Source organism: Macrococcus equipercicus (assembly GCF_024205945.1).
GTDB classification, from domain to species: Bacteria; Bacillota; Bacilli; order Staphylococcales; family Staphylococcaceae; genus Macrococcus; species Macrococcus equipercicus.
Map to the genome: position 1 here is coordinate 108408 of NZ_CP073809.1, position 18825 is coordinate 127232.

At 41.5% G+C, this 18825-nt stretch carries 17 protein-coding genes, 1 pseudogene and 1 riboswitch; of the genes and pseudogenes, 9 read left to right on the plus strand and 9 right to left on the minus strand.

Going from position 1 to position 18825, the window contains the following annotated elements; genetic code table 11:
• The first annotated feature begins 47 nt into the window (after nucleotides 1-47).
• On the plus strand, nucleotides 48-1427 hold the full coding sequence (locus tag KFV11_RS00555; RefSeq protein WP_149458966.1) for an amino acid permease: 1380 nt from the start codon (nucleotides 48-50) through the stop codon (nucleotides 1425-1427).
• 69 nt (nucleotides 1428-1496) lie between these two features.
• Here KFV11_RS00555 and KFV11_RS00560 read toward each other — a convergent pair.
• The 3 genes and pseudogenes from KFV11_RS00560 to KFV11_RS11730 all read right to left on the minus strand — a co-directional run bounded on the left by KFV11_RS00560 (nucleotide 1497) and on the right by KFV11_RS11730 (nucleotide 3053).
• Nucleotides 1497-1943, minus strand: a pseudogene (locus KFV11_RS00560) (homoserine O-acetyltransferase/O-succinyltransferase family protein).
• A gap of 193 nt (nucleotides 1944-2136) precedes the next feature.
• Nucleotides 2137-2898, minus strand: coding sequence for a sulfite exporter TauE/SafE family protein (locus KFV11_RS00565; RefSeq protein WP_254250039.1), 762 nt, complete (start codon nucleotides 2896-2898; stop codon nucleotides 2137-2139).
• Nucleotides 2874-3053: a rhodanese-like domain-containing protein gene (locus tag KFV11_RS11730; RefSeq protein WP_149459106.1), complete on the minus strand. Its 180-nt coding sequence runs from the start codon at nucleotides 3051-3053 to the stop codon at nucleotides 2874-2876. Before KFV11_RS11730 ends, KFV11_RS00565 begins: the two co-directional genes overlap by 25 nt.
• 34 nt (nucleotides 3054-3087) lie before the next feature.
• Between KFV11_RS11730 and KFV11_RS00570 the strand changes: the two genes are divergently transcribed.
• From KFV11_RS00570 to KFV11_RS00585, 4 genes are all read left to right on the plus strand, one after another.
• A complete protein-coding gene (locus KFV11_RS00570) occupies nucleotides 3088-3819 on the plus strand; it encodes a rhodanese-like domain-containing protein (protein ID WP_254250040.1) in 732 nt (243 codons plus the stop codon).
• Nucleotides 3820-4041: 222 nt separating this feature from the next.
• Entirely contained in the window at nucleotides 4042-5652 is a 1611-nt protein-coding gene (locus KFV11_RS00575; RefSeq protein ID WP_254250041.1) for a M20/M25/M40 family metallo-hydrolase, read from the plus strand.
• Nucleotides 5653-5744: 92 nt separating this feature from the next.
• Nucleotides 5745-6215, plus strand: coding sequence for a DUF2243 domain-containing protein (locus KFV11_RS00580; protein WP_149458971.1), 471 nt, complete (start codon nucleotides 5745-5747; stop codon nucleotides 6213-6215).
• On the plus strand, nucleotides 6212-6991 hold the full coding sequence (locus KFV11_RS00585; RefSeq protein WP_149458972.1) for a cytochrome c oxidase assembly protein: 780 nt from the start codon (nucleotides 6212-6214) through the stop codon (nucleotides 6989-6991). The genes KFV11_RS00580 and KFV11_RS00585 overlap by 4 nt, the downstream gene beginning before the upstream one ends.
• 16 nt (nucleotides 6992-7007) lie before the next feature.
• Here the strand turns inward: KFV11_RS00585 and mprF are convergent, their stop codons facing one another.
• Nucleotides 7008-9530, minus strand: a complete 2523-nt coding sequence (mprF, locus tag KFV11_RS00590; RefSeq protein ID WP_149458973.1) for a bifunctional lysylphosphatidylglycerol flippase/synthetase MprF — start codon at nucleotides 9528-9530, stop codon at nucleotides 7008-7010.
• A 21-nt stretch (nucleotides 9531-9551) separates the two neighbouring features.
• Complete coding sequence (locus KFV11_RS00595; RefSeq protein WP_254250042.1) at nucleotides 9552-10160, minus strand: C39 family peptidase; 609 nt, start codon at nucleotides 10158-10160, stop codon at nucleotides 9552-9554.
• A 148-nt stretch (nucleotides 10161-10308) separates the two neighbouring features.
• On the opposite strand from KFV11_RS00595, the gene KFV11_RS00600 reads away from it, so the two are divergent.
• The gene (locus KFV11_RS00600; RefSeq protein WP_254250043.1) at nucleotides 10309-11610 is read left to right on the plus strand and encodes an MFS transporter; all 1302 of its coding nucleotides are present in this window, start codon (nucleotides 10309-10311) and stop codon (nucleotides 11608-11610) included.
• Nucleotides 11611-11634: 24 nt separating this feature from the next.
• Entirely contained in the window at nucleotides 11635-12444 is an 810-nt protein-coding gene (locus tag KFV11_RS00605) for a metallophosphoesterase (protein WP_254250044.1), read from the plus strand.
• A 201-nt stretch (nucleotides 12445-12645) separates the two neighbouring features.
• On the opposite strand, the gene KFV11_RS00610 is transcribed toward KFV11_RS00605, so the two are convergent.
• Nucleotides 12646-14400: an ABC transporter ATP-binding protein gene (locus tag KFV11_RS00610; RefSeq protein ID WP_254250045.1), complete on the minus strand. Its 1755-nt coding sequence runs from the start codon at nucleotides 14398-14400 to the stop codon at nucleotides 12646-12648.
• Nucleotides 14401-14606: 206 nt separating this feature from the next.
• Between KFV11_RS00610 and KFV11_RS00615 the strand changes: the two genes are divergently transcribed.
• Both KFV11_RS00615 and KFV11_RS00620 read left to right on the plus strand, forming a co-directional pair.
• A complete protein-coding gene (locus tag KFV11_RS00615; RefSeq protein WP_254250046.1) occupies nucleotides 14607-15242 on the plus strand; it encodes an FMN-dependent NADH-azoreductase in 636 nt (211 codons plus the stop codon).
• Nucleotides 15243-15297: 55 nt separating this feature from the next.
• A riboswitch (SAM riboswitch) is annotated at nucleotides 15298-15397 on the plus strand.
• 74 nt (nucleotides 15398-15471) lie between these two features.
• The gene (locus tag KFV11_RS00620; protein ID WP_254250047.1) at nucleotides 15472-15774 is read left to right on the plus strand and encodes a hypothetical protein; all 303 of its coding nucleotides are present in this window, start codon (nucleotides 15472-15474) and stop codon (nucleotides 15772-15774) included.
• A gap of 210 nt (nucleotides 15775-15984) precedes the next feature.
• Here KFV11_RS00620 and kynA read toward each other — a convergent pair whose 3' ends face one another.
• From kynA to kynU, 3 genes are read right to left on the minus strand one after another with little or no spacing between them, the layout of a single operon-like run.
• Nucleotides 15985-16827 carry a tryptophan 2,3-dioxygenase gene (gene kynA, locus KFV11_RS00625; protein WP_149458980.1) on the minus strand — a complete coding sequence of 281 codons (843 nt, stop codon included), beginning with the start codon at nucleotides 16825-16827 and terminating at the stop codon, nucleotides 15985-15987.
• Nucleotides 16824-17456, minus strand: a complete 633-nt coding sequence (kynB, locus tag KFV11_RS00630; protein ID WP_254250048.1) for an arylformamidase — start codon at nucleotides 17454-17456, stop codon at nucleotides 16824-16826. The genes kynA and kynB overlap by 4 nt, the downstream gene beginning before the upstream one ends.
• Nucleotides 17456-18727 carry a kynureninase gene (gene kynU, locus KFV11_RS00635; protein WP_254250049.1) on the minus strand — a complete coding sequence of 424 codons (1272 nt, stop codon included), beginning with the start codon at nucleotides 18725-18727 and terminating at the stop codon, nucleotides 17456-17458. Before kynU ends, kynB begins: the two co-directional genes overlap by 1 nt.
• Nucleotides 18728-18825 lie beyond the last annotated feature (98 nt).

Sequence of the window (18825 nt, forward strand, 5' to 3'; positions counted from 1 at the left end):
AATAGTCACTTATGATTTATCAATTGAAGAAAGAAGGCAAATATCTTATGGAAGATAATCAATTACACAGAGGACTTAGTTCCCGTCAAGTACAAATGATAGCATTAGGCGGGACAATTGGTGTTGGTTTATTTATGGGTGCTTCAAGCACAATTAAATGGGCAGGACCTTCAGCAATTTTCGCATATCTTATCGCAGGTCTGTTTTTATTTTTCATTATGCGGGCAATGGGCGAGTTAGTATACCTGTTTCCGACCACTGGGTCTTTCGCGAATTATGCCAGTGATTATATCCATCCTGTCGCAGGTTACATGACTGCCTGGAGCAATATATTCCAGTGGGTTGTTGTCGGAATGAGTGAAGTTATCGCAGTCGGCCAGTACATGCAGTTCTGGTGGCCGGATTTACCGACATGGATTCCGGGTCTTATCGTTATTGTGACACTCGCTGCTGCTAACATGATTTCTGTTAAAGCATTCGGTGAGTTTGAATTCTGGTTCGCTATGATTAAAGTAGTAACTATCATTTTAATGATTGTTGCTGGTTTCGGTTTAATCTTCTTTGGTCTAGGCAATGGCGGACACGCCATTGGTTTTGGCAACTTAACAGCACACGGTGGTTTCTTCCCGAACGGCTGGACAGGCTTATTCTTTGCATTATCATTAGTAGTCGGTGCGTATCAAGGGGTTGAGCTAATCGGTATTACTGCCGGTGAAACGAAAGATCCACAAAAGAACATTACTAAAGCTGTTAACAGCATTGTATGGCGTATTCTTATTTTCTACATTGGCGCTATCTTTGTTATTGTTACAGTCTATCCTTGGGATGAACTCGGCAATGTAGGCAGCCCGTTTGTTGCTACATTCGCTAAAATCGGTATTACTATTGCTGCTGGTTTAATCAATTTCGTAGTAATTACAGCTGCCATGTCAGGCTGTAACTCAGGTATTTTCAGTTCAAGCCGTATGGTCTTTACATTGTCTCAAGAAGGCAAAATGCCACGTACGTTCGCTAAAGTCATGAAAAATGGTGTTCCTGTTTATGCGGTACTTGCTATTTCAATCGGTATTTTTGTCGGAGTTATACTAAATGTTATTTTACCAATGTTTATTGAAGGGTCATCTAACATCTTCGTCTATGTATATAGTGCTTCTATCTTACCGGGTATGGTTCCTTGGTTTATGATCTTAATCAGCCATATTCAGTTCAGAAAGAAACATCCGGAACTGATTGAAAACCATCCGTTCAAGATGCCGGGTGCGCCATTTACTAACTATTTAACGATTGCATTTTTAGTAATGGTATTAATCGGCATGCTGATCAACGTAGATACACGCGTCTCAGTAATCATCGGCTTTATTTTCCTTGGTGTTGTTGCAGCTTACTTCTTTATAAGAGGCTACCACAAACAGGAAAGTGTGAAATAAATAAATATCAATAAGAGCGAAGTGAAAACAACTGTTTTCACTTCGCTTTTTTATATTTTAGAGGAGCGGCTATAGTGTATTTTCATGTACGGGGATAAGGCTCAGCCAGTTTGCAAATAGCTGTTTGCCGCTCTGTTGCCAGTAGTTGACCGGTCGCCTTGTCGTATCATTTTCCGGGAAATAATTATAAGGTAAATCAATCGTCTGTCCTTTGCCGACATCTCTCGTGTATTCGTTCTGTAACGTGTCTGCCTCCTATTCGAAATGTCCAAAAATATATAAGTCATGTCGTTCTCTAGCGACAATAATGTCCGGTCCGAGCACTGGATGATAGGCTAACGCGTCAAGCGGTGCTTGAGCAAGCTGAGTCTCGTCAATTTGTGTATGACGAGAAGTCGGTATAGTTATAGGTCCTTTGATTGCTGCAGCGTATGGATGTAAAGTATCTATCCAGTCGAATGGATAAAGACCAAATAGTTTCTGCGGTACGACTACTTTATCGATGCCGTAATTCACATGAGGCCCCAGTATAGAAATAACCGGTGATGAATCTTTTTATCCGTCCATTTAAGAATAGTAGTCAATTCCTCGTAGTAAGTCACATCAACGAAATCTATTTTTTTACTACTCTGGATAAGTTTGTTATTTAAATATTGTTTATCATACGCGGTTAAATTCATAATTGTCAAACAACTCATACAAAGGCTTTTTATAAAATTTCCATGAGCATTTTAATGGCAGCTGATGCAATCAAAACAGCAAGAATATAACGCAATACATTTTGATTGGTCTTCTGGGACATACGTGTGCCAATAGGTGCAACGATAAGGCTTGAAATAATAAGTGGGAGCATTAAGAAGAAATCTACGTCTCCAGTCATCGATTTCATCAGAAAAGTTCCTGTTGATGAGATAAAAGCGATAACGATGCTGCTTGTCACAACAGTTCTAAAAGGTGCCTTAAACAACGCCAGTAGAACGGGTACAAGAATGAATGCACCGCCTGCTCCGACAATGCCGGATACATAACCGATTATTAAGGCAGTGATAAACAATAAAATAGCGTTAAAGCGATATTTTGTCTGTTCAGGTCGTACTTTCCAGAACATTAAAACGACCGCAAGAATAGCTAAAAATGTATAGACTGTGTTAATAAGAGCAGCATCAAAAAGTGATCCACTATATGCTCCTAATAAACTGCCAAGAAGAATACCTGCTCCCATTGGGATAATAATTGAGCGGTTTAAGTCCGGACTTTTCCGCTGACTGTAACTTCCGCTCATCGTACTGAAAAATACTTGAGCTGCTGTAAGTCCAGAAGCGGTGTGGGCATTTATCGTATTTATGCCGAACAGGGGCGGGATAAAGAGCACCAGTGGATATATAATAATAGCTCCTCCAATTCCCACAAGGCCCGAAATAAATGCACCTACTGCTCCAATAAGGGCTAACAATATAACAGTTGCAGCCATTGTAGACGATTCCATTCTATCATGCCGCCTGCGACATTTGTTACGTTAACACTATGAGCATTCAATAATTGACAAGCAGTATTACTTCTATTTCCTGAGCAGCAAATAATGATATAGTCATCTTCTTTGTTAAATTCATGTATTCTGTTTTCCAGTTCAGAAAGCGGAAAATCATTAGGAGCAGTTCCAGTGACGACGTTAGGTTATGAACGTATTAACAGCTGGGCATTTCAATACCAAGATGAAGAGCAGTTCATCGCTGCATTAACAAGTGAACAACCAGAACCACCTTATTATTTCAAAGAAATGAAACGCATTAACCGTGATGGCGTAAAGCCGTATCATATGGGTGTTATTGCACCTGTTGATCAGTTGGATCCGGCAGCAAGAACGATTGATTTACGTGCTAAAGAAGTGTTTGCTGAGAACACAAGTGATGGTATTAATATTCCTTATAACAGTAAATTTTTAAGTTTCGCCGGCTGGTATGTCGACTATGAAAAACCGCTTCAATTTATAGGTGACTTTGAGCAAGTGCAGCAAGCAGCAGCAGAATTAAAATTAATTGGATTTGATAAAGTGATTGGTTACACTACAGCAAACAAGGTCAAGGGAAAAAGCTATCAACAAATTCAACCAGATGAATTCAAAGCACTGAATAAACAGACTATTAATATTCTGGACGTTAGAACAGCTCAAGAATGGAATGATTCTCACTTCGAGGAAGCGGAGCACTTGCATTATGGTAAACTTTTAAAAGAGGTAGTACCTTACGATAAAAATGAAATCATCTATGTTCATTGCCAGACAGGTGTGAGAAGTGCTATTGCAATGAGTTTATTAAAAGCAAAAGGATATAAAAACATTGTTAATATTAAAGGTGGTTATGATGTGCTTGAAATTTATTATAGGACGTCTTAAGCTGAAGCTAACAAATAACCAAGTTAAAATTGAAATATTCTTTGACAAAGACAGTCAGTGGTAAGAACAGAACTTGAAGAAGATTTCAAATGGAATACGTAGGAGAGACAATCATAACTCTTTTCAGTGACCACATCCCGCTCTTCGTATTGTGATATTGACTTTAGTATGATAATAATATAATGAAAACCTTTACATAGGTATTAATAGGAGGCATAAACAATGGGCTATTTATGGCAGACAGCAGCAGACAGAGAGGCATTACTTAAACAAATTGTTAAACATGACAGTATTACGCTTTCTGAAGGGGAAAAGACATTCCCGTATTTAGTGAAAGCACTGCTGCAGCAGCTTGATTACTTTAAACAACACGAGGAGCAGGTCATTCTTGCGCCGACCGGTGACGGCAGACATTCTGTGATGGGTTATTACAAAGCACCTGCTTCTAAACAGACCATTGTTCTGATCAGCCACTATGACACAGTAGGTATTGATGATTTCAGTGACTATCAGGAGCTTGCCTTTGATATGGATGCAGTGACAGAAGCTTTCAAAAAGGATGCTTCTTATCTTGATGAGTCAGCTGTAGAAGATTTGGAGAACGACGCTTATTTCTTCGGCCGCGGCTCTATGGATATGAAGCCGGGACTAATGCTGCACTTATCATTGATTGAAAAAGCCATCGCAGAGTCATGGGATATTAACTTAGTGCTGTTGACTGTGCCGGATGAAGAAGTCAATTCACTCGGGATGCGTACAGCGATGACACGGCTGAATGAGCTCCGTCAGGCAGAAGGGCTGGAGATTATGCTGCACTTAAACAGCGAACCGACATTCCAGCAGTCATCGACTGACCATGCGCATTATGTTTATTCCGGTTCTATCGGTAAGATTATGCCGTCTGTCTTATGCTACGGTAGAGAAACGCATGTCGGTACACCAATGAGCGGTGTCAGTTCAAACTTCATGCTGAGCTACATCAACCAGGCGATGGAGTTCAATGCACAGTTTAAAGAACACTTTGAAGACGAAGCAACACCGCTTCCTGTATCGTTGATGAACAAAGATTTGAAAGATTACTATGATGTGCAGACGCCATTCCGTTCGGCAGCATTATTCAATGTCTTCTTATTCAAGCAGACAGCGGCAGATGTGTTCAATACGTTTAATAACATTGTCAGAGATGCAGTGACAAGATGCGCAGCAGATTACAATAATATTATGGCAGCGGAAGGCGTCGATTATACGATTGATGTCCCGGTGCTGACGTATGAGGAACTGGTGAAAGAAGCGGTCAGTCAGTTCGGTCAAGCGCGTGTTGACGAGGAAATCGACAATGTACTGAAAACTTATCCAGAGCTTTATCTGCAGAATATTCATGTCGTTGATCATTTATTGACATTATGCAAATCTATTACACCGGCTGTTGTCACATTCTTTGCACCGCCTTATTATCCGGCGGTCAATTCATCATTTGAACCACTGATTGAATCATTAGTGGCGACTGCCAATGCAACATCAGTGCGTGAGTTCGGCCGTGAAAGCAAACGACTTCATTACTTCAATGGCATCAGTGACCTCAGCTACGCGAAATATGATGCGGACAGTACAAGTGATGCTATTTATGAACATAATACGCCGTCATTCAATAAAACATATCATATTCCATTTGATGATATTAAAGCTAATAATGCCCCTGTGCTGAACTGCGGGCCGATCGGCAAAGATGCTCATAAAGTGACTGAGCGCCTCAATAAGAAAAATGCCTTTGAAGAACTGCCCGTACTGCTGGAAACGTTAATTAAAGAACACTTTCTTGTTACAGTTAAATAATTAAAAAGCTGCAGCGGACTGCAGCTTTTTTTATAATGTACAACTATTGGTAAATGAGGGTATGAGTGCAATAAGAAAACGGAGGGATCATTATGAACCAACTTTCCAGTGAACATACCGCATCCGCTTATACGAAACAGAGCCGCTGGTCAGGCTTTTTGTTCGGCTTAGGGCTCGTTGCATTTCTTGATGAAACAGTATTTCATCAGCTGCTGCATTGGCATCATTTCTATGATAAGTCTACGGAGACAATCGGTATTGTCTCAGATGGGTTATTAAATTCAGGAGCAGGATTTGTGCTGATTTTCGGCTTGTTTCTTCTGGCTGATTTCAGGCGCCGTCATTTAATGGACTGGAAATTCTGGATAGGACACGTGCTGATGGGGATGGGAACCTTTCAGCTGTTTGATGGGACCATCAACCATAAGCTGTTCGGCATTCATCAGATTAGATACGTTGACAATTTAATCGTCTATGATATTGGCTGGCATATTGTAGCGCTGCTGTTACTCATTGGCGGCTTTATGCTCGCTAGACATGCTGAGAAGCAGGGCACGAAATGAACCATATGAACCACATGTTGCCGCTGCCGTTGTCATTAGTTATACTAGCGGCAGCCGGCATACTCATTATTTACTATCTTCATCTGATGATTATGAGTCAGCAGCGACTTCGAAAATGGCCAATCTACCGGCTGCTGTGCTGGGTGACAGGTATTGTGATGGCCACGGCTGTAATGGTCGGACCATTAGCTGACCGGATGCATAGCAGCTTCATTCTTCATATGTATGGCCATTTAATGCTTGGCATGCTGGCGCCTTTATTGTTAGTGCTGTCTGCGCCGATGACACTATTGCTGCGCAGTCTGCAGGTCAAACATGCCAGGCAGGTGACGAGGCTATTATCAGCACGTTACGTCAAATTTATTACTCATCCTGTCACTGCCGCTATATTAAATGTTGGCGGGTTATGGGTGCTTTATCGGACGGATTTATATCACTTGATGCATGAGTCGCTTATTATACTGCTGCTCGTTCATCTGCATATTTTTCTGGCGGGTTATTTATTCACCGCAGCCTTCGTCTATATCGATCCTATCGCTCATCGCTTCAGCTTTAAATATCGGGCTATCGTCCTGATCATTTCGCTGGCAGCCCATCAAATATTAGCAAAGTCGCTTTATCCTTACCCGCCGGCAGGTGTAAGCAGACCTGATGCACAAGTCGGAGCGCAGGTGATGTACTACGGTGGTGATCTCATTGATTATGCGATCATCTTTCTATTGTGCCTCGAATGGTACAAAGCAGTAAGACCGGGGAAAGTCATAAGACAACAATAGGGAGCCCGAGGGCTCCCTATTGTTTTTTATTGATAGTGATGCTGACTCGAATAAGATTCCAGGCAAGAGACGTATACTTCCGGTAAACTAAATAACGGCTCTCCCATAATGGATTGAATTTTTGTTTGTACTTCCTTAGCCCTTGAAAACTATAGTAGTTATTGAAATGTTCAAAAACATTGCCTGCTACTTTTTCCCGTATGTAGGCATGCCGGTTCTGACCGACATTCGATAATGTTGCCATCCCCATATTGAAGTAAGTATATTCTTGCTGCTGGGCATACTGCAGCATATAAAGATAGAGTGCATCCATCATCGGCATGTCCATTTCTGGGCGCCAGCGAATTAAGTCCACTGACAATGTGCCGTTATAATAAGTCGGCATTAAACTGCAGAAACCCGCAATTTCCGTGTCACTCGCAATAACAGCGATCGGTGCCTGATTAAGATAATCACGGTTAAATGAGCCAACAGAGAAACTCATTTCCTCTTTTCCGCTGAGCCAGCGGTCACTGACTGCTTTTAGTTGTGAATAAACCGCATCTGTTAATGGTGGTTCGATGATTTTAAAATGATAGCCTTCTTTTTCTACTTTGTTCATCGTCGCCCGGAATGCGCGCTGTTTTTTGCCGCTGACGGTGAATGTGCTTAAATCAATCAATGCTTCTTCACCGAGCTTGAAGAAGCTGTTGCCGTATTCATGATAAAGCGACATATATTTTTCCTGGACTTGGTAGAAGACAACATCGTGACCGAGAAAAGTGGTTTTATCATAAAAGTTGTTGAGCAGCTCTATGAACTTATCGGAATTACCGATTGGATCACCAAGCACAATGCAGGCGTTCATTGTTTTTCTGTACATCAAGAAAGCATCGGCCTCTTCATTGATGAAGAATGATTTATCGCCGCTCAGTGAAAGATGGCTGACATAATTGCCGCCGTATTCCGATATAATGCCGCATAACGTCTCATAACTAACAGGACAATTCAGCAGGCTGTCATATCTTTTTGAATAGGAACGTGTGATAATCATTCCAACCAGTAAGTACAGCAGGATGGCTATCCACGCCAGTACATTGAGTAATGTCAGGTTGAAATTGTTGATTTTAGAGTTGTATAAATCAAGAATATTAACAGTCAGCCATTGATTGATTATTAAAATAGCTGCAATGACCACAATGCTTATAAGTACGGTAATAGGGGTGATGCTTCGCTTGATTGACTTTGCTTTACTGTACCGATAGCCGAGCATCAGCGTCAACAGCGCAAGCCAGCTGTAAGAAATAATAGTACCATACGATAGGGCGGTCGTTGCAATCAACATCAATGTTGAAATAATGCTCATCAAAATACCACGTTTTGTGTTGTGCATCACACCATTTGAGCAGATCAGCAGCGCAAGACTCGCAGTTATATGGAACACAATAATGATGGAATGATAAGTGTATTGATTTGTATAGAGTGCATCATAAATAATTAGAAAATGATTGAAATAATAAATGACGCTGGTAATAATGCAGAACAATGCCAGCAAAATACCTTGAAACTGATAAGGCATATCTTTTTGCAGTCCTTTAAAGAAAGAGGTTGTTTCCATTGCTGAATTAATAAGTCTGTTCTCTTCTAAATAAGATTTTGCAGGTTCCTTATAGACAACAATAGAAAGGACAAGTGCTACGAGCGACGGAAAGAAATAATAGACAGCTCGATACAGCAGTAGTGAAAGTAATACCTTATCTTCAGGAATACCGTATGCTTTAAGGTTAATCAGTATAACAAGGTCAAACGTGCCGAATCCACCAGGCATCATACTAAGTATGCCGGCCAGAGCGGCTGTGACAATCATGCCGGCAAGCACAGTGAAACTGATTTTAATATCAAGCGTCAGCAGAATGAAGTAGAACAATAAAATAATGCTCAACCAGTCAAGGAGAGACACCATGATAAACTGCAGGCCGAGCCAGCGGTTGCCGGGAATGGCAGGCTTGATGATAGACCAGAGAATATAAAATATTAAGTATAGACTGCCGACATAAATAATATACTTACTCCAGTAAACATGATGAGTAAGTGAAGAAATATCAAAGACATCGAACACCATCAATAGAGATAAGACACTGAGACCACTGAGCATGGAAAATAGTAACAAAGTAATGGATTTTGACAATTGCTTTTTGTCAGTTGTAAACGGTGAATAAGCAAAAAATCTTAAACCCGCCCCTATAAAGCCACCGAGGCCGAGAATATTATTGAGTGTGCAAATAATGTAACTGACAGCCGCCGTATGTTTGACCGGCATATTGATTTTCAGTGCACGCGTCAGAATGAAATCGTAGAGTGTCAAAACCATGACCGACAATAGACCGAGCAAAATCAGCTCGACTAAAGATAAGGTGGACATGTCTCTAAAGGCATTAATCGTCTGCCGTAAATTAATGGCAGAAAGTTCTTTTACCAGCATGACGGTGACAATAATGCTGATTAAAATAACAGCTGTCAGCTGCAGTGGTAATTTGATTTTGTTACTGTTGAAATTCATAAAGCACCTCGTTAAATTGGGTTAAGATTGTTTGTAAAGGCACATGCGACCAGGTGCGTCATAGCTCTTTGTCAGTCGTTGTTTACGCATTCTATGAATCTGCCGTTTGCTTGGCCATAGTGCAGGCAGCAACAGCTGGTGAAACTGCATCCATAATGGATCAATGAAATAATAATAGCGATCATCGTAACCGATCAGCACGGTTACATGAATATTGGATACCCAGTGTTTCAAGCCGCTGCTTGTTTTAAAGCGTCGTCTCATAGGCGGTACACCGAGATGAGTATGGTACAGCATGACCGGCTGTCCGCCGTCCAGCACGGTTTCAAGATAAGACAAAGGCTGACCAGAGCCATCGATGATAGCCGAATCGAATTGCTGTAAGTAAGGAACAAGCGCAGACGGGAAAATCGTCTGATGGACGCCGGGTTTAATCATCAAAGGATGTCCTACATAGCCGATTTCGGGGTTGTCAGGATGCGTCGGCCACTGTTTCATTAAGTCACTCGCAGGAATCGAATGGTGATTATACTGCAGAATCATAGCAGCAGCAACGCCTTCACAGCCCATAATCATAGGTTTAGGAGCTAATTGACTGATAGGTTTAACGGGCAGAAGTGATGGTCTCATAAGAAACAGCTCCTTTATTGAAATATGATATATATTCTTCAGTATATGTCTATTCTATAGTTCATGCAATAAAGGTAGTAGTGTCTAATGACTATACTGTCGGTTATAATAAGGGGGAATAACTACTGACAAATGATAGGAGTTTTATATGAAACGCGATATTAGATTGATGCTGTCTGTACCTGTATTAAGTTGGGCATTATACGATTTCAGCAATACGATTTTCAGCGCGAATATCATTACATTATTCTTTCCTCAGTTTGTCACCGAACAGCTTGGCAAAGATCCGGTGACCGAGCAGCTGGCTTCTACGTGGATTGCCTATTCGGCCAGTGCTGCCGCCCTGCTGCTGATCATTTTAAGTCCGATTTATGGTGTTTACATCGACCGGACGAACAAGAAGAAGCGGTGGATTATCTGGTTCAGTCTTCTCGTATTTATCAGCACAGTGTTAATGGGTATAACATACGATTCACAGTTAAATGGAAAAGTTTTCGGTGTGCCGTTATCTTTTCTGCTGATCATCATTTTATTTACTATCGCTAAATTCAGCTATAACTCGAGTCTTGTCTTTTATGATGCCATGATGAGCAGACTCGCACCGAAAGAAGATCATGCGATTATTTCTGGGTTCGGCGTTGCACTCGGCTATCTCGGAACACTTGTAGGCGTATTAAGCATCATGTGGCTTGTCGGTATGGACCATCCAGGTGACACATTTATTCCGACAGCACTGCTCTTTCTGTTATTCAGCATCCCGATATTTTTGTACGGCAGAGACGGTGCTGACCCATCGACTACTGTTCAGCAGTCATCTTCTTTATTGTCAGGCTATCAGGAAGTAGTTACCACTTTTAAAATGGCAAAGAACGAGCCGGCCATTTACTTATTTTTAATTGTTTATTTCTTTTTAAATGATGCGCTGGCAACTGCCATCAGCATGATGCAGCCTTATGCCACAACAGTCGTCGGTTTCTCAAACAGTGCGTTTATCGGAATATTTATGATGGCGACAGTGTTCAGTATTATCGGTGCCTTTGTCTTCGGCTATATTTCTAAACGAATAGGCTCAGTCAAGGCGCTGCAATGGGTTGCTTTAATATTAATGCTGGCATTAGTGCTTGCCAGTCTGCCGCTTGCGAAAGAGTGGTTTTACCTGTGTGCCATATTATTCGGCATTGCGATGGGATCAATATGGGTGATTTCAAGAACATTGATTATTGAATTATCTCCTGAAGGCCATGAAGGTCAGTTTTTTGGGCTGTTTTCGATGAGCGGCAGATTATCTGCTGTCATGGGACCGTTTATTTACGGTACGATTACCTGGGTCTTCAGTGATTACGGACCGCTGGCAAGCAGATTAGCAATACTGTCGCTGTTTGTCATGGCATTATTTTCATTTTTTATGCATTTTAGAGTAATTAAAGAAACGAGGAATATGAAGCTTTAAGGACGATAAAATGAGGGGTTAATAATGAAGATAGGAGTTATTTCTGATTTGCACTTTGACCGGGACACGAAGCGGACCTTTGATGATTATGTCAAAGTGCTGTCAGCAGAAGTGAGCCGGCGGGATGTCACGTTGCTGTTAGTCGCGGGAGATATGTCGAATGATTATGAGTTGTCCTATCGATTTATTGTGGCACTAAAACATCAGCTGAATATGGATGTGCTGTTCGTACCTGGCAACCATGACTACTGGCAAAGTGAAGACGAGCTCAATACATTAGCCGTCCATGATTATTTCAAGCAGCTGCCGGAATGTCTGATTGAGCGGCCTTATATTATCAATGATCAATGGGCGGTAGTCGGTCATAGCGGCTGGTACAATTATAGTTATGCGGACACGCGTTTTGCTGAGGCTAAGCTTGCTGCAGGGAAGTTTAAAGGAAGCACTTGGCAGGACAAACTGTATATAGATTGGAAGGCGCCGGATAAAATAGTGTCCAGAGCATTTGCGGAAACAGTGCGGCGAGATATCGAACAAATGGGTGACCGGCATATTATTTTGATGACGCATATGGTGACAGACAAGAAATTTACTGTGCCGCTGCCTCATAGAATCTTTGATTTTTATAATGCTTACATTGGAACATCTGACTTTGATGACATTTATAACAAGTACGCTGTTAAATACAGCATTATGGGTCATGTCCACTTCCGAAAAACACTAGTTGAGCGGGGTATTACTTACATTTGTGCGTGTCTCGGCTATACAAGACAGTGGCGGTCTGATGATTTACAACAAGAAGTAGCGAATGCGTTGTATGTCATTGAAATTTAAGGAAGTGAAATGGAACCAGTCATGCGCGCTTATCACTGCACATACATTATCGGTTTCGCATTATGTTTTCTGAAAACGTAGGCTATGACTTGTTGACAGAAATCATTAACTTCAATATTGAAGATAAAAAAGATTGTAAAACATTCTGGAGAAAATAAGAGCATTCCTAAACAATAGGAATGCTCTTATTATTTGAAAATGTTAATGGTCAAACTGCTGTTCCGTGAAAACTCGGTACATATCATGTGAGGCAATGAGCTGTTGATGTGTGCCGCTGCCTGTTAAATGACCGTTATCAATAAAATAGATGTTGTCGGAATTAATAATCGTTGACAGCCGGTGCGCAATGACCAGCACTGTTCTTCCCTGCATCAATTCAGTCAAAGCATCCTGCACATACTTTTCGCTTCTTGCATCCAGGCTTGCCGTCGCCTCATCCAGCATTAAAATTTTGGGGTTGCGCAGAAATGCTCGAGCGATGCTGATCCGCTGCTTCTGACCGCCTGATAACTTAATACCGCGTTCACCGACCTCTGTCTCCAGTCCGTCTTCCAGCTCATCGATGAATTCTTTAGCGTATGAACGTTCAATGGCTTGTTCAATATCCGCTTCCTTGTATTCGCCCGGACGCGAACCGTATAAAATATTGTCGCGAATCGTACCAGATGTAATAGCGCTTTCCTGGGCGACAAAACCGATATTGTCACGCAGCACGTTCATAGGAATATCTTTAATATTGACACCATCTATTTCAATAGCGCCGCTGTCGACCTCGTAATAACGTTCAATTAAAGAAAAAATAGTTGATTTACCGCTGCCGCTCGGTCCGACAAAAGCAACCGTCTGATTGCGGTCGGCATCAAATGTAATATTAGTAAGCACCGGTGTACCGTCAGTATAACTGAAACTTACTTGATCAAAATGCAGTGCACCGAATTCGAGGGGTTCATGATGTGTCCCGGTATTCGGTTCCTCCTCATGTTTTAAAATATCAGCAATCCGTTCAGTAGCACCGAGTGCTTTGTTGTACTCATTGAAAAACAAACCGAACGTCGTTAGCGGCATAATGATTTGAAATAAGTAAAGCAGGAAAGCGACGAGTTTACCGATCGTTAAAGTACCGTCCGCTACACGGATACCGCCGTAACCAATAATCAATAAAATCATAAGCATCATAACCGTCGACATTAAAGGGGATAAGTAAGCGTTAATTTTAGCTTCCTGCATCCCGAAATGATAGAGATTTTGAATGCCGCGACGTGCTTTAAGCCGTTCCTCGTCTTCTCCATTAAACGACTTCATTAATCTTACTTCGCTCAAAGTTTCCTGTAGATTTCCCGAGAAATCTGCTGTTTCGTTTTGCAGTGACCTTGATACTTTCGTCATTTGTCTGCCTAATGGAATAATGACCGCAATAGCGAGAGGGACTGCGATGAACATTAAGAGCGACATTTTCCAGTCAAGTATGAAAAGAACGATGACTGAGCCGACAATAGTTAGTATACCGCTGATGACAGACGGAAAGTGTCGTGTGATTAAATCTTTTAGAACAGAAGTGTCATTAACGATACGGCTGACAGATTCACCGCTTTTTGTCATGTCAAAATAGCTGACGGGCAACCTTAAAAATTTATCCCATATTAATTCACGCAGCCCTTTAATGATGCTTTGGCCGACGTTTGCTAATACATAGTTCGAAATGCCGGTAAAGACGGCACTGAGCAGGAAGACAAAGACGATTAATAGGATCAACTGTGTCGTAACAGAGTCTGCATCAAATCCGTCGATAAACCGCTGAGTCAACATCGGTACAACGAGTGAACTGAAAGTCCCTATTAAAGTCAGTACGATGCCTAATATAAATAACCCTCTTTTAATCCCTGACCGTTTTAATAACTGATAAAAATCTGAAAACGTTGCGGACGGTCTTTCTCTTACTCTTTTTTCACGCGCCATATTATTCCTCCGTTAGTCCTTATATTCATGTGATTAATTGATTCTTACTTTAATCAGCCTGTAAATTGATGTCAAATCATTAGAATGACGTGAAAAGTAATGTTTTACACTTTTAATCAAATTACAAATTTTAGACTTGCATCAGTAATTTAAATTGGTATAATAAATATATCAAATATAATAAATATATAAAGGCGGTTAATACTATGACTCAAGTTTTATACATTACAGCACATCCAAACGATGCAGCTATTTCATTCTCTATGGCAGCTGGTCAATCATTCATCGACAGCTACAAAGCAGCTAATCCAGATCATGAAGTCGTTCACATCGACTTGTACAATACATTCATCCCGTTAATCGACAGCGACGTTTTCTCCGGCTGGGGTAAATTACAGTCTGGTGAAGAGTTCACAAAATTATCTGAGACTGAACAGCAGAAAGTCAATCGTTTAAATGAATTAAGCGATCAGTTTGCTGCTGCTGACAAATATGTCTTTGTGACACCATTCTGGAACTTCTCATTCCCAGCAATAATGAAAGCATATATCGATGCAGTCGCAGTCGCAGGCAAAGCATTCAAATATACAGCTGAAGGCCCAGTCGGCTTATTAACTGACAAAAAAGCACTGCACATTCAAGCACGCGGTGGTTATTATTCAGAAGGCCCAGCAGCTGAACTTGAATTTGGCAACCGTTACTTAAAACAGATCATGAACTTTACAGGTGTGCCGTCATATGAAGAACTGATTATTGAAGGCCATAACGCAAATCCTGACAAGGCAGAAGAAATCAAAGCGGATGGTATTGAACGCGGCGAAGCATTAGGTAAAACATTCTAATACTACACAAATAGAAGGTAGTATGATACAATCACTTTACAAATTAATAGCTCGTATCTTATTCAGAGCAGGTGGAGGGATTTGGCCCTATGAAACCTCAGCAGCAGGCTTATGCACTGTGCTAATTCCAACAAGTATATCTTGAAAGATAAGAAGATTCTCTAATAGCTCTTCTTGATTTTAAGATGAGCTATTTTTTTGTGACTAAAAATAACCAGGTGGCAAAAAGATGAGAACAAGAGCAGATATTTTAGCGGATTTAGAACTAGTGGAAAACTATAAACCAGTCAATTATAGCAGTTCAATGATGAAGACAGCAGATAGAAACCGTCTCGAGCGAGAACTAGAAGAAGTCGAAAAGAGTGAGCGTAAGATGGACTTCTACCGCCTCAACCAGGTGGAGAGGGCAGCACGTCAAAAAGCAGTAGAGGCTATTGCAGCACAGGATATAATTAACGATAAAGAACTGAAGCTGGAACTGGATGGCTATACAATAGCGATTAAAATCTATAAAACGAAACAGCACGGCTAAATAGGAAAAGATTTAACGTGAAAATTGTCGAGAAGTGGCCTTCAAACCACATTTGAAGGCCAAAATTCTATAAAATCTGTGGAAATTAATGAGAAGTGGCCTTCAAACCACATTTGAAGGCCAAAATTCTATAAAATCCGTGAAAATTGTCGAGAAGTGGCCTTCAAACCACATTTGAAGGCCACTTTTTTAATAAAATAAGATTTTTCATTACAGTTCAGTTCGCAGCTGCCATAGTTCAGGAAAGAAGTATTGATCAAGCACTTTCTTCAAATAATTGACTCCTTGCGAACCACCGGTACCGACTTTAAATCCAATGATGCGTTCTACGGTTTTCATATGTCTGAACCGCCACTGCTGAAATAAATCTTCTATATCGACAAGTTCTTCGGCAAGTTCATACAACTGCCAGTATTTTTCGCTGTTTCTATAGACTTCTTTCCAAGCTTCTTTCACGCTGTCGTTCGCTGTATGAGTAATAGCGGGATCTTTTTCAAGGACATCAGCATCGATATTAAATCCAGCACGATGCAAGGCATGAATCGCCGCATCATAAAGGCTCGGTGTATTGTAGGCTTCAAGCAGCTGCGCATGAATTTCCGGTTCATGTGAATAAATCTTCAGTATATAATCTGTCTTATAGCCGAGATAAAATTCAATCACCCGGTTCTGATAGGACTGGAAGCCTGAAGAATGGCCCAGCTTATCACGGAACTCTAAATATTCGCTTGGCGTCAATGTAGAGAGCACATCCCACACATTTTTGATCTGCTGCTGAATTTGTGACACACGTGCAAGTTTCTTGAATGCTTCGCCGAACTGATCGTGCTGAATGTTATGGACGGCAGCTGTCAGTTCATGAATCAGCTGCTTCATCCATATTTCACTGACGTGATGGACAGTGATAAACAGCATTTCATCATGATGACCGCTAAGCGGATGGTGACTGGCAAGCAATGTTTCCAGACCGAGATAACTGCTGTATGTCATGTCTTTCCTGAAATCTGTATGAATGTTCGGCTCATCTTCAAATACTTGATGCTGCTTGGTCATGACACCACTCCTTTTGGTCGGATGACTGCACGGACAGGACTGCCATCAGCGTCTTTTAAAGCAAGAGGCAGGGCGATCAATTCATAGTTGCCGGGCGTGACGTTGTCCAGCATAACATTTTCAAGAATATATATATCATGCTCATAAAGCGCATGATGACCTTCTAAAGCTTTACTTGAAATATCATCAACTGAAGGTGTATCGACACCGATGAGTTTAACACCGAGGGAATTCAAATATTCAGCCCCGTCCCGAGTGACACCAGGAACATTTTCCGGGAAATGTTCCGGATTGTTAGGAAGTGATGTTTTGATCAATACACGTTCCACTCGTTCAGTCAGCTGTGATTGAAGGGCTGCTGCTGAAATGGCATCATAGCCACTCAAGTCAATGACGGTGCAGTCACCGATATAACGGTTGATGTCTAAGTCAAGAATTCGTCGGCCGGCTGTATCATAATGAAAAGGTGCATCGACGTGTGTTCCTATATGAGTGCTCGTTGTAATGCGGCCGATGTTCACAGAACCGGAATTGGCCTTTGTCACTGTTGTCTCATAAATAAAAGGCTGGTCTTCTGGCCAGTGGGCGATATGATTCGTCAGCGGCTGCGAGATATCAATCCAGCTCATTATGCGACGACCTCTCTTTCATTTTCGAATTCCTTATATTTCTCCTCAGTCATAATCGTCTTGATAATCATCACTGCATCATACAGTTCCGTAAAAGTATTATATAAAGCAACAGGGGACATTCTAATACCTTTTGGTGCACGGAAATCAGGGATTACACCTGCTGCTTTCATTGCTTTTGTAATACGTGCTGCTTCCTCATGCTCAATATAAAGATGGCCGCCGCGCATATTATGGTCAAGTGGTGTAGTAATAACAAAGCCGAACGGCACTAAATGTTCAGTCACAAGCTCTATCAATAAATCGGTCATAAGCAGAGACTTAGCATGTACGGCATCAATTCCTGCTTCAGTCATCATTTCAAGTGCGCCGATCAGCGGTGCGGCACTCAGCATATGAGGCGTGCCGATCTGATAGGCGCTGGCGTCAATTGCTTTCTCGAAAACATGCTCCATATCAAACTGCTTGTTCTTATCAGAACCGAACCAGCCCGCAAGGCCCGGTGCATGGTTGTGATGCTTATTGTTTAAATATAAACCGCCGACGCTGCCAGGGCCGCCGTTTAAATGTTTATACGTGCACCAGACCGCGAAATCAACGTCCCATTTACTGAGTTCATGAGGGACAGAACCGATTGAATGGCATAAGTCAAAACCGATAATAATACCACGCTTATGTGCTGCAGTAGTCAGCTGTTTCATATCAAGTATCTGGCCGCTCCGGTAGAGCACGCTCGGCAGCAGGATAAGAGCGACATCGTCTGTCATCTGAGCCACAATATCTTCTGTCAACAATGTCTGGCCGTCTTTTGATCGGACTTGAACTAAAGCAGTGTCATCAAATCCTTTCAACCGCAGCTGAGATTTCAGTGCATAAATATCAGAAGGAAAATTTAACTCATCCGCTAAAATTTTGTAGCGATCTTCTGTCGGCTGATAAAGCGTTGAAATCATCTGATGAATATTCGTTGTCGTTGAGCCGGTCACACATATTTCTTCGGGCGCAGCACCAACAAGCGGTGTCATCAGTTCAGCCAGTTCATCGTTAAAGTAAAACCACGGCCGTTTTCCTTTCATCCAGCCGTCTATACCGTACTGTTTCCACGTCTCCATCACTTCATAAAGTGAAGACTCGGCACGCTTGCTCATTAAACCAAGTGAGTTTCCGTTAAAATAAATGACATCATCCGTCAAATAAAATTCATCTCTGAACTTAGCGAGCCCGTCTTTTGCATCGAGCTGTTTTAAATAATTCCTCGTAATTTCTGTCATCTTGTCATCTCCTTTATTCAATTGTATAAGTAATCAGTAGAAGTTCAAGAGAAAACGCTTTCTTTCCCAATATAAAAAGCTGACCTACAGGCCAGCTC

Coding starts and splice junctions, on each gene's coding strand:
- KFV11_RS00580 (WP_149458971.1), top strand. CDS start 5,745: ATGAACCAACTTTCCAGTGAACATACCGCATCCGCTTATACGAAACAG.
- KFV11_RS00605 (WP_254250044.1), top strand. CDS start 11,635: ATGAAGATAGGAGTTATTTCTGATTTGCACTTTGACCGGGACACGAAG.
- KFV11_RS00595 (WP_254250042.1), bottom strand. CDS start 10,160: ATGAGACCATCACTTCTGCCCGTTAAACCTATCAGTCAATTAGCTCCT.
- KFV11_RS00610 (WP_254250045.1), bottom strand. CDS start 14,400: ATGGCGCGTGAAAAAAGAGTAAGAGAAAGACCGTCCGCAACGTTTTCA.
- KFV11_RS00575 (WP_254250041.1), top strand. CDS start 4,042: ATGGGCTATTTATGGCAGACAGCAGCAGACAGAGAGGCATTACTTAAA.
- kynU (WP_254250049.1), bottom strand. CDS start 18,727: ATGACAGAAATTACGAGGAATTATTTAAAACAGCTCGATGCAAAAGAC.
- mprF (WP_149458973.1), bottom strand. CDS start 9,530: ATGAATTTCAACAGTAACAAAATCAAATTACCACTGCAGCTGACAGCT.
- KFV11_RS00585 (WP_149458972.1), top strand. CDS start 6,212: ATGAACCATATGAACCACATGTTGCCGCTGCCGTTGTCATTAGTTATA.
- KFV11_RS00620 (WP_254250047.1), top strand. CDS start 15,472: ATGAGAACAAGAGCAGATATTTTAGCGGATTTAGAACTAGTGGAAAAC.
- KFV11_RS00600 (WP_254250043.1), top strand. CDS start 10,309: ATGAAACGCGATATTAGATTGATGCTGTCTGTACCTGTATTAAGTTGG.
- KFV11_RS00565 (WP_254250039.1), bottom strand. CDS start 2,898: ATGGCTGCAACTGTTATATTGTTAGCCCTTATTGGAGCAGTAGGTGCA.
- kynB (WP_254250048.1), bottom strand. CDS start 17,456: ATGAGCTGGATTGATATCTCGCAGCCGCTGACGAATCATATCGCCCAC.
- KFV11_RS00615 (WP_254250046.1), top strand. CDS start 14,607: ATGACTCAAGTTTTATACATTACAGCACATCCAAACGATGCAGCTATT.
- kynA (WP_149458980.1), bottom strand. CDS start 16,827: ATGACCAAGCAGCATCAAGTATTTGAAGATGAGCCGAACATTCATACA.
- KFV11_RS00555 (WP_149458966.1), top strand. CDS start 48: ATGGAAGATAATCAATTACACAGAGGACTTAGTTCCCGTCAAGTACAA.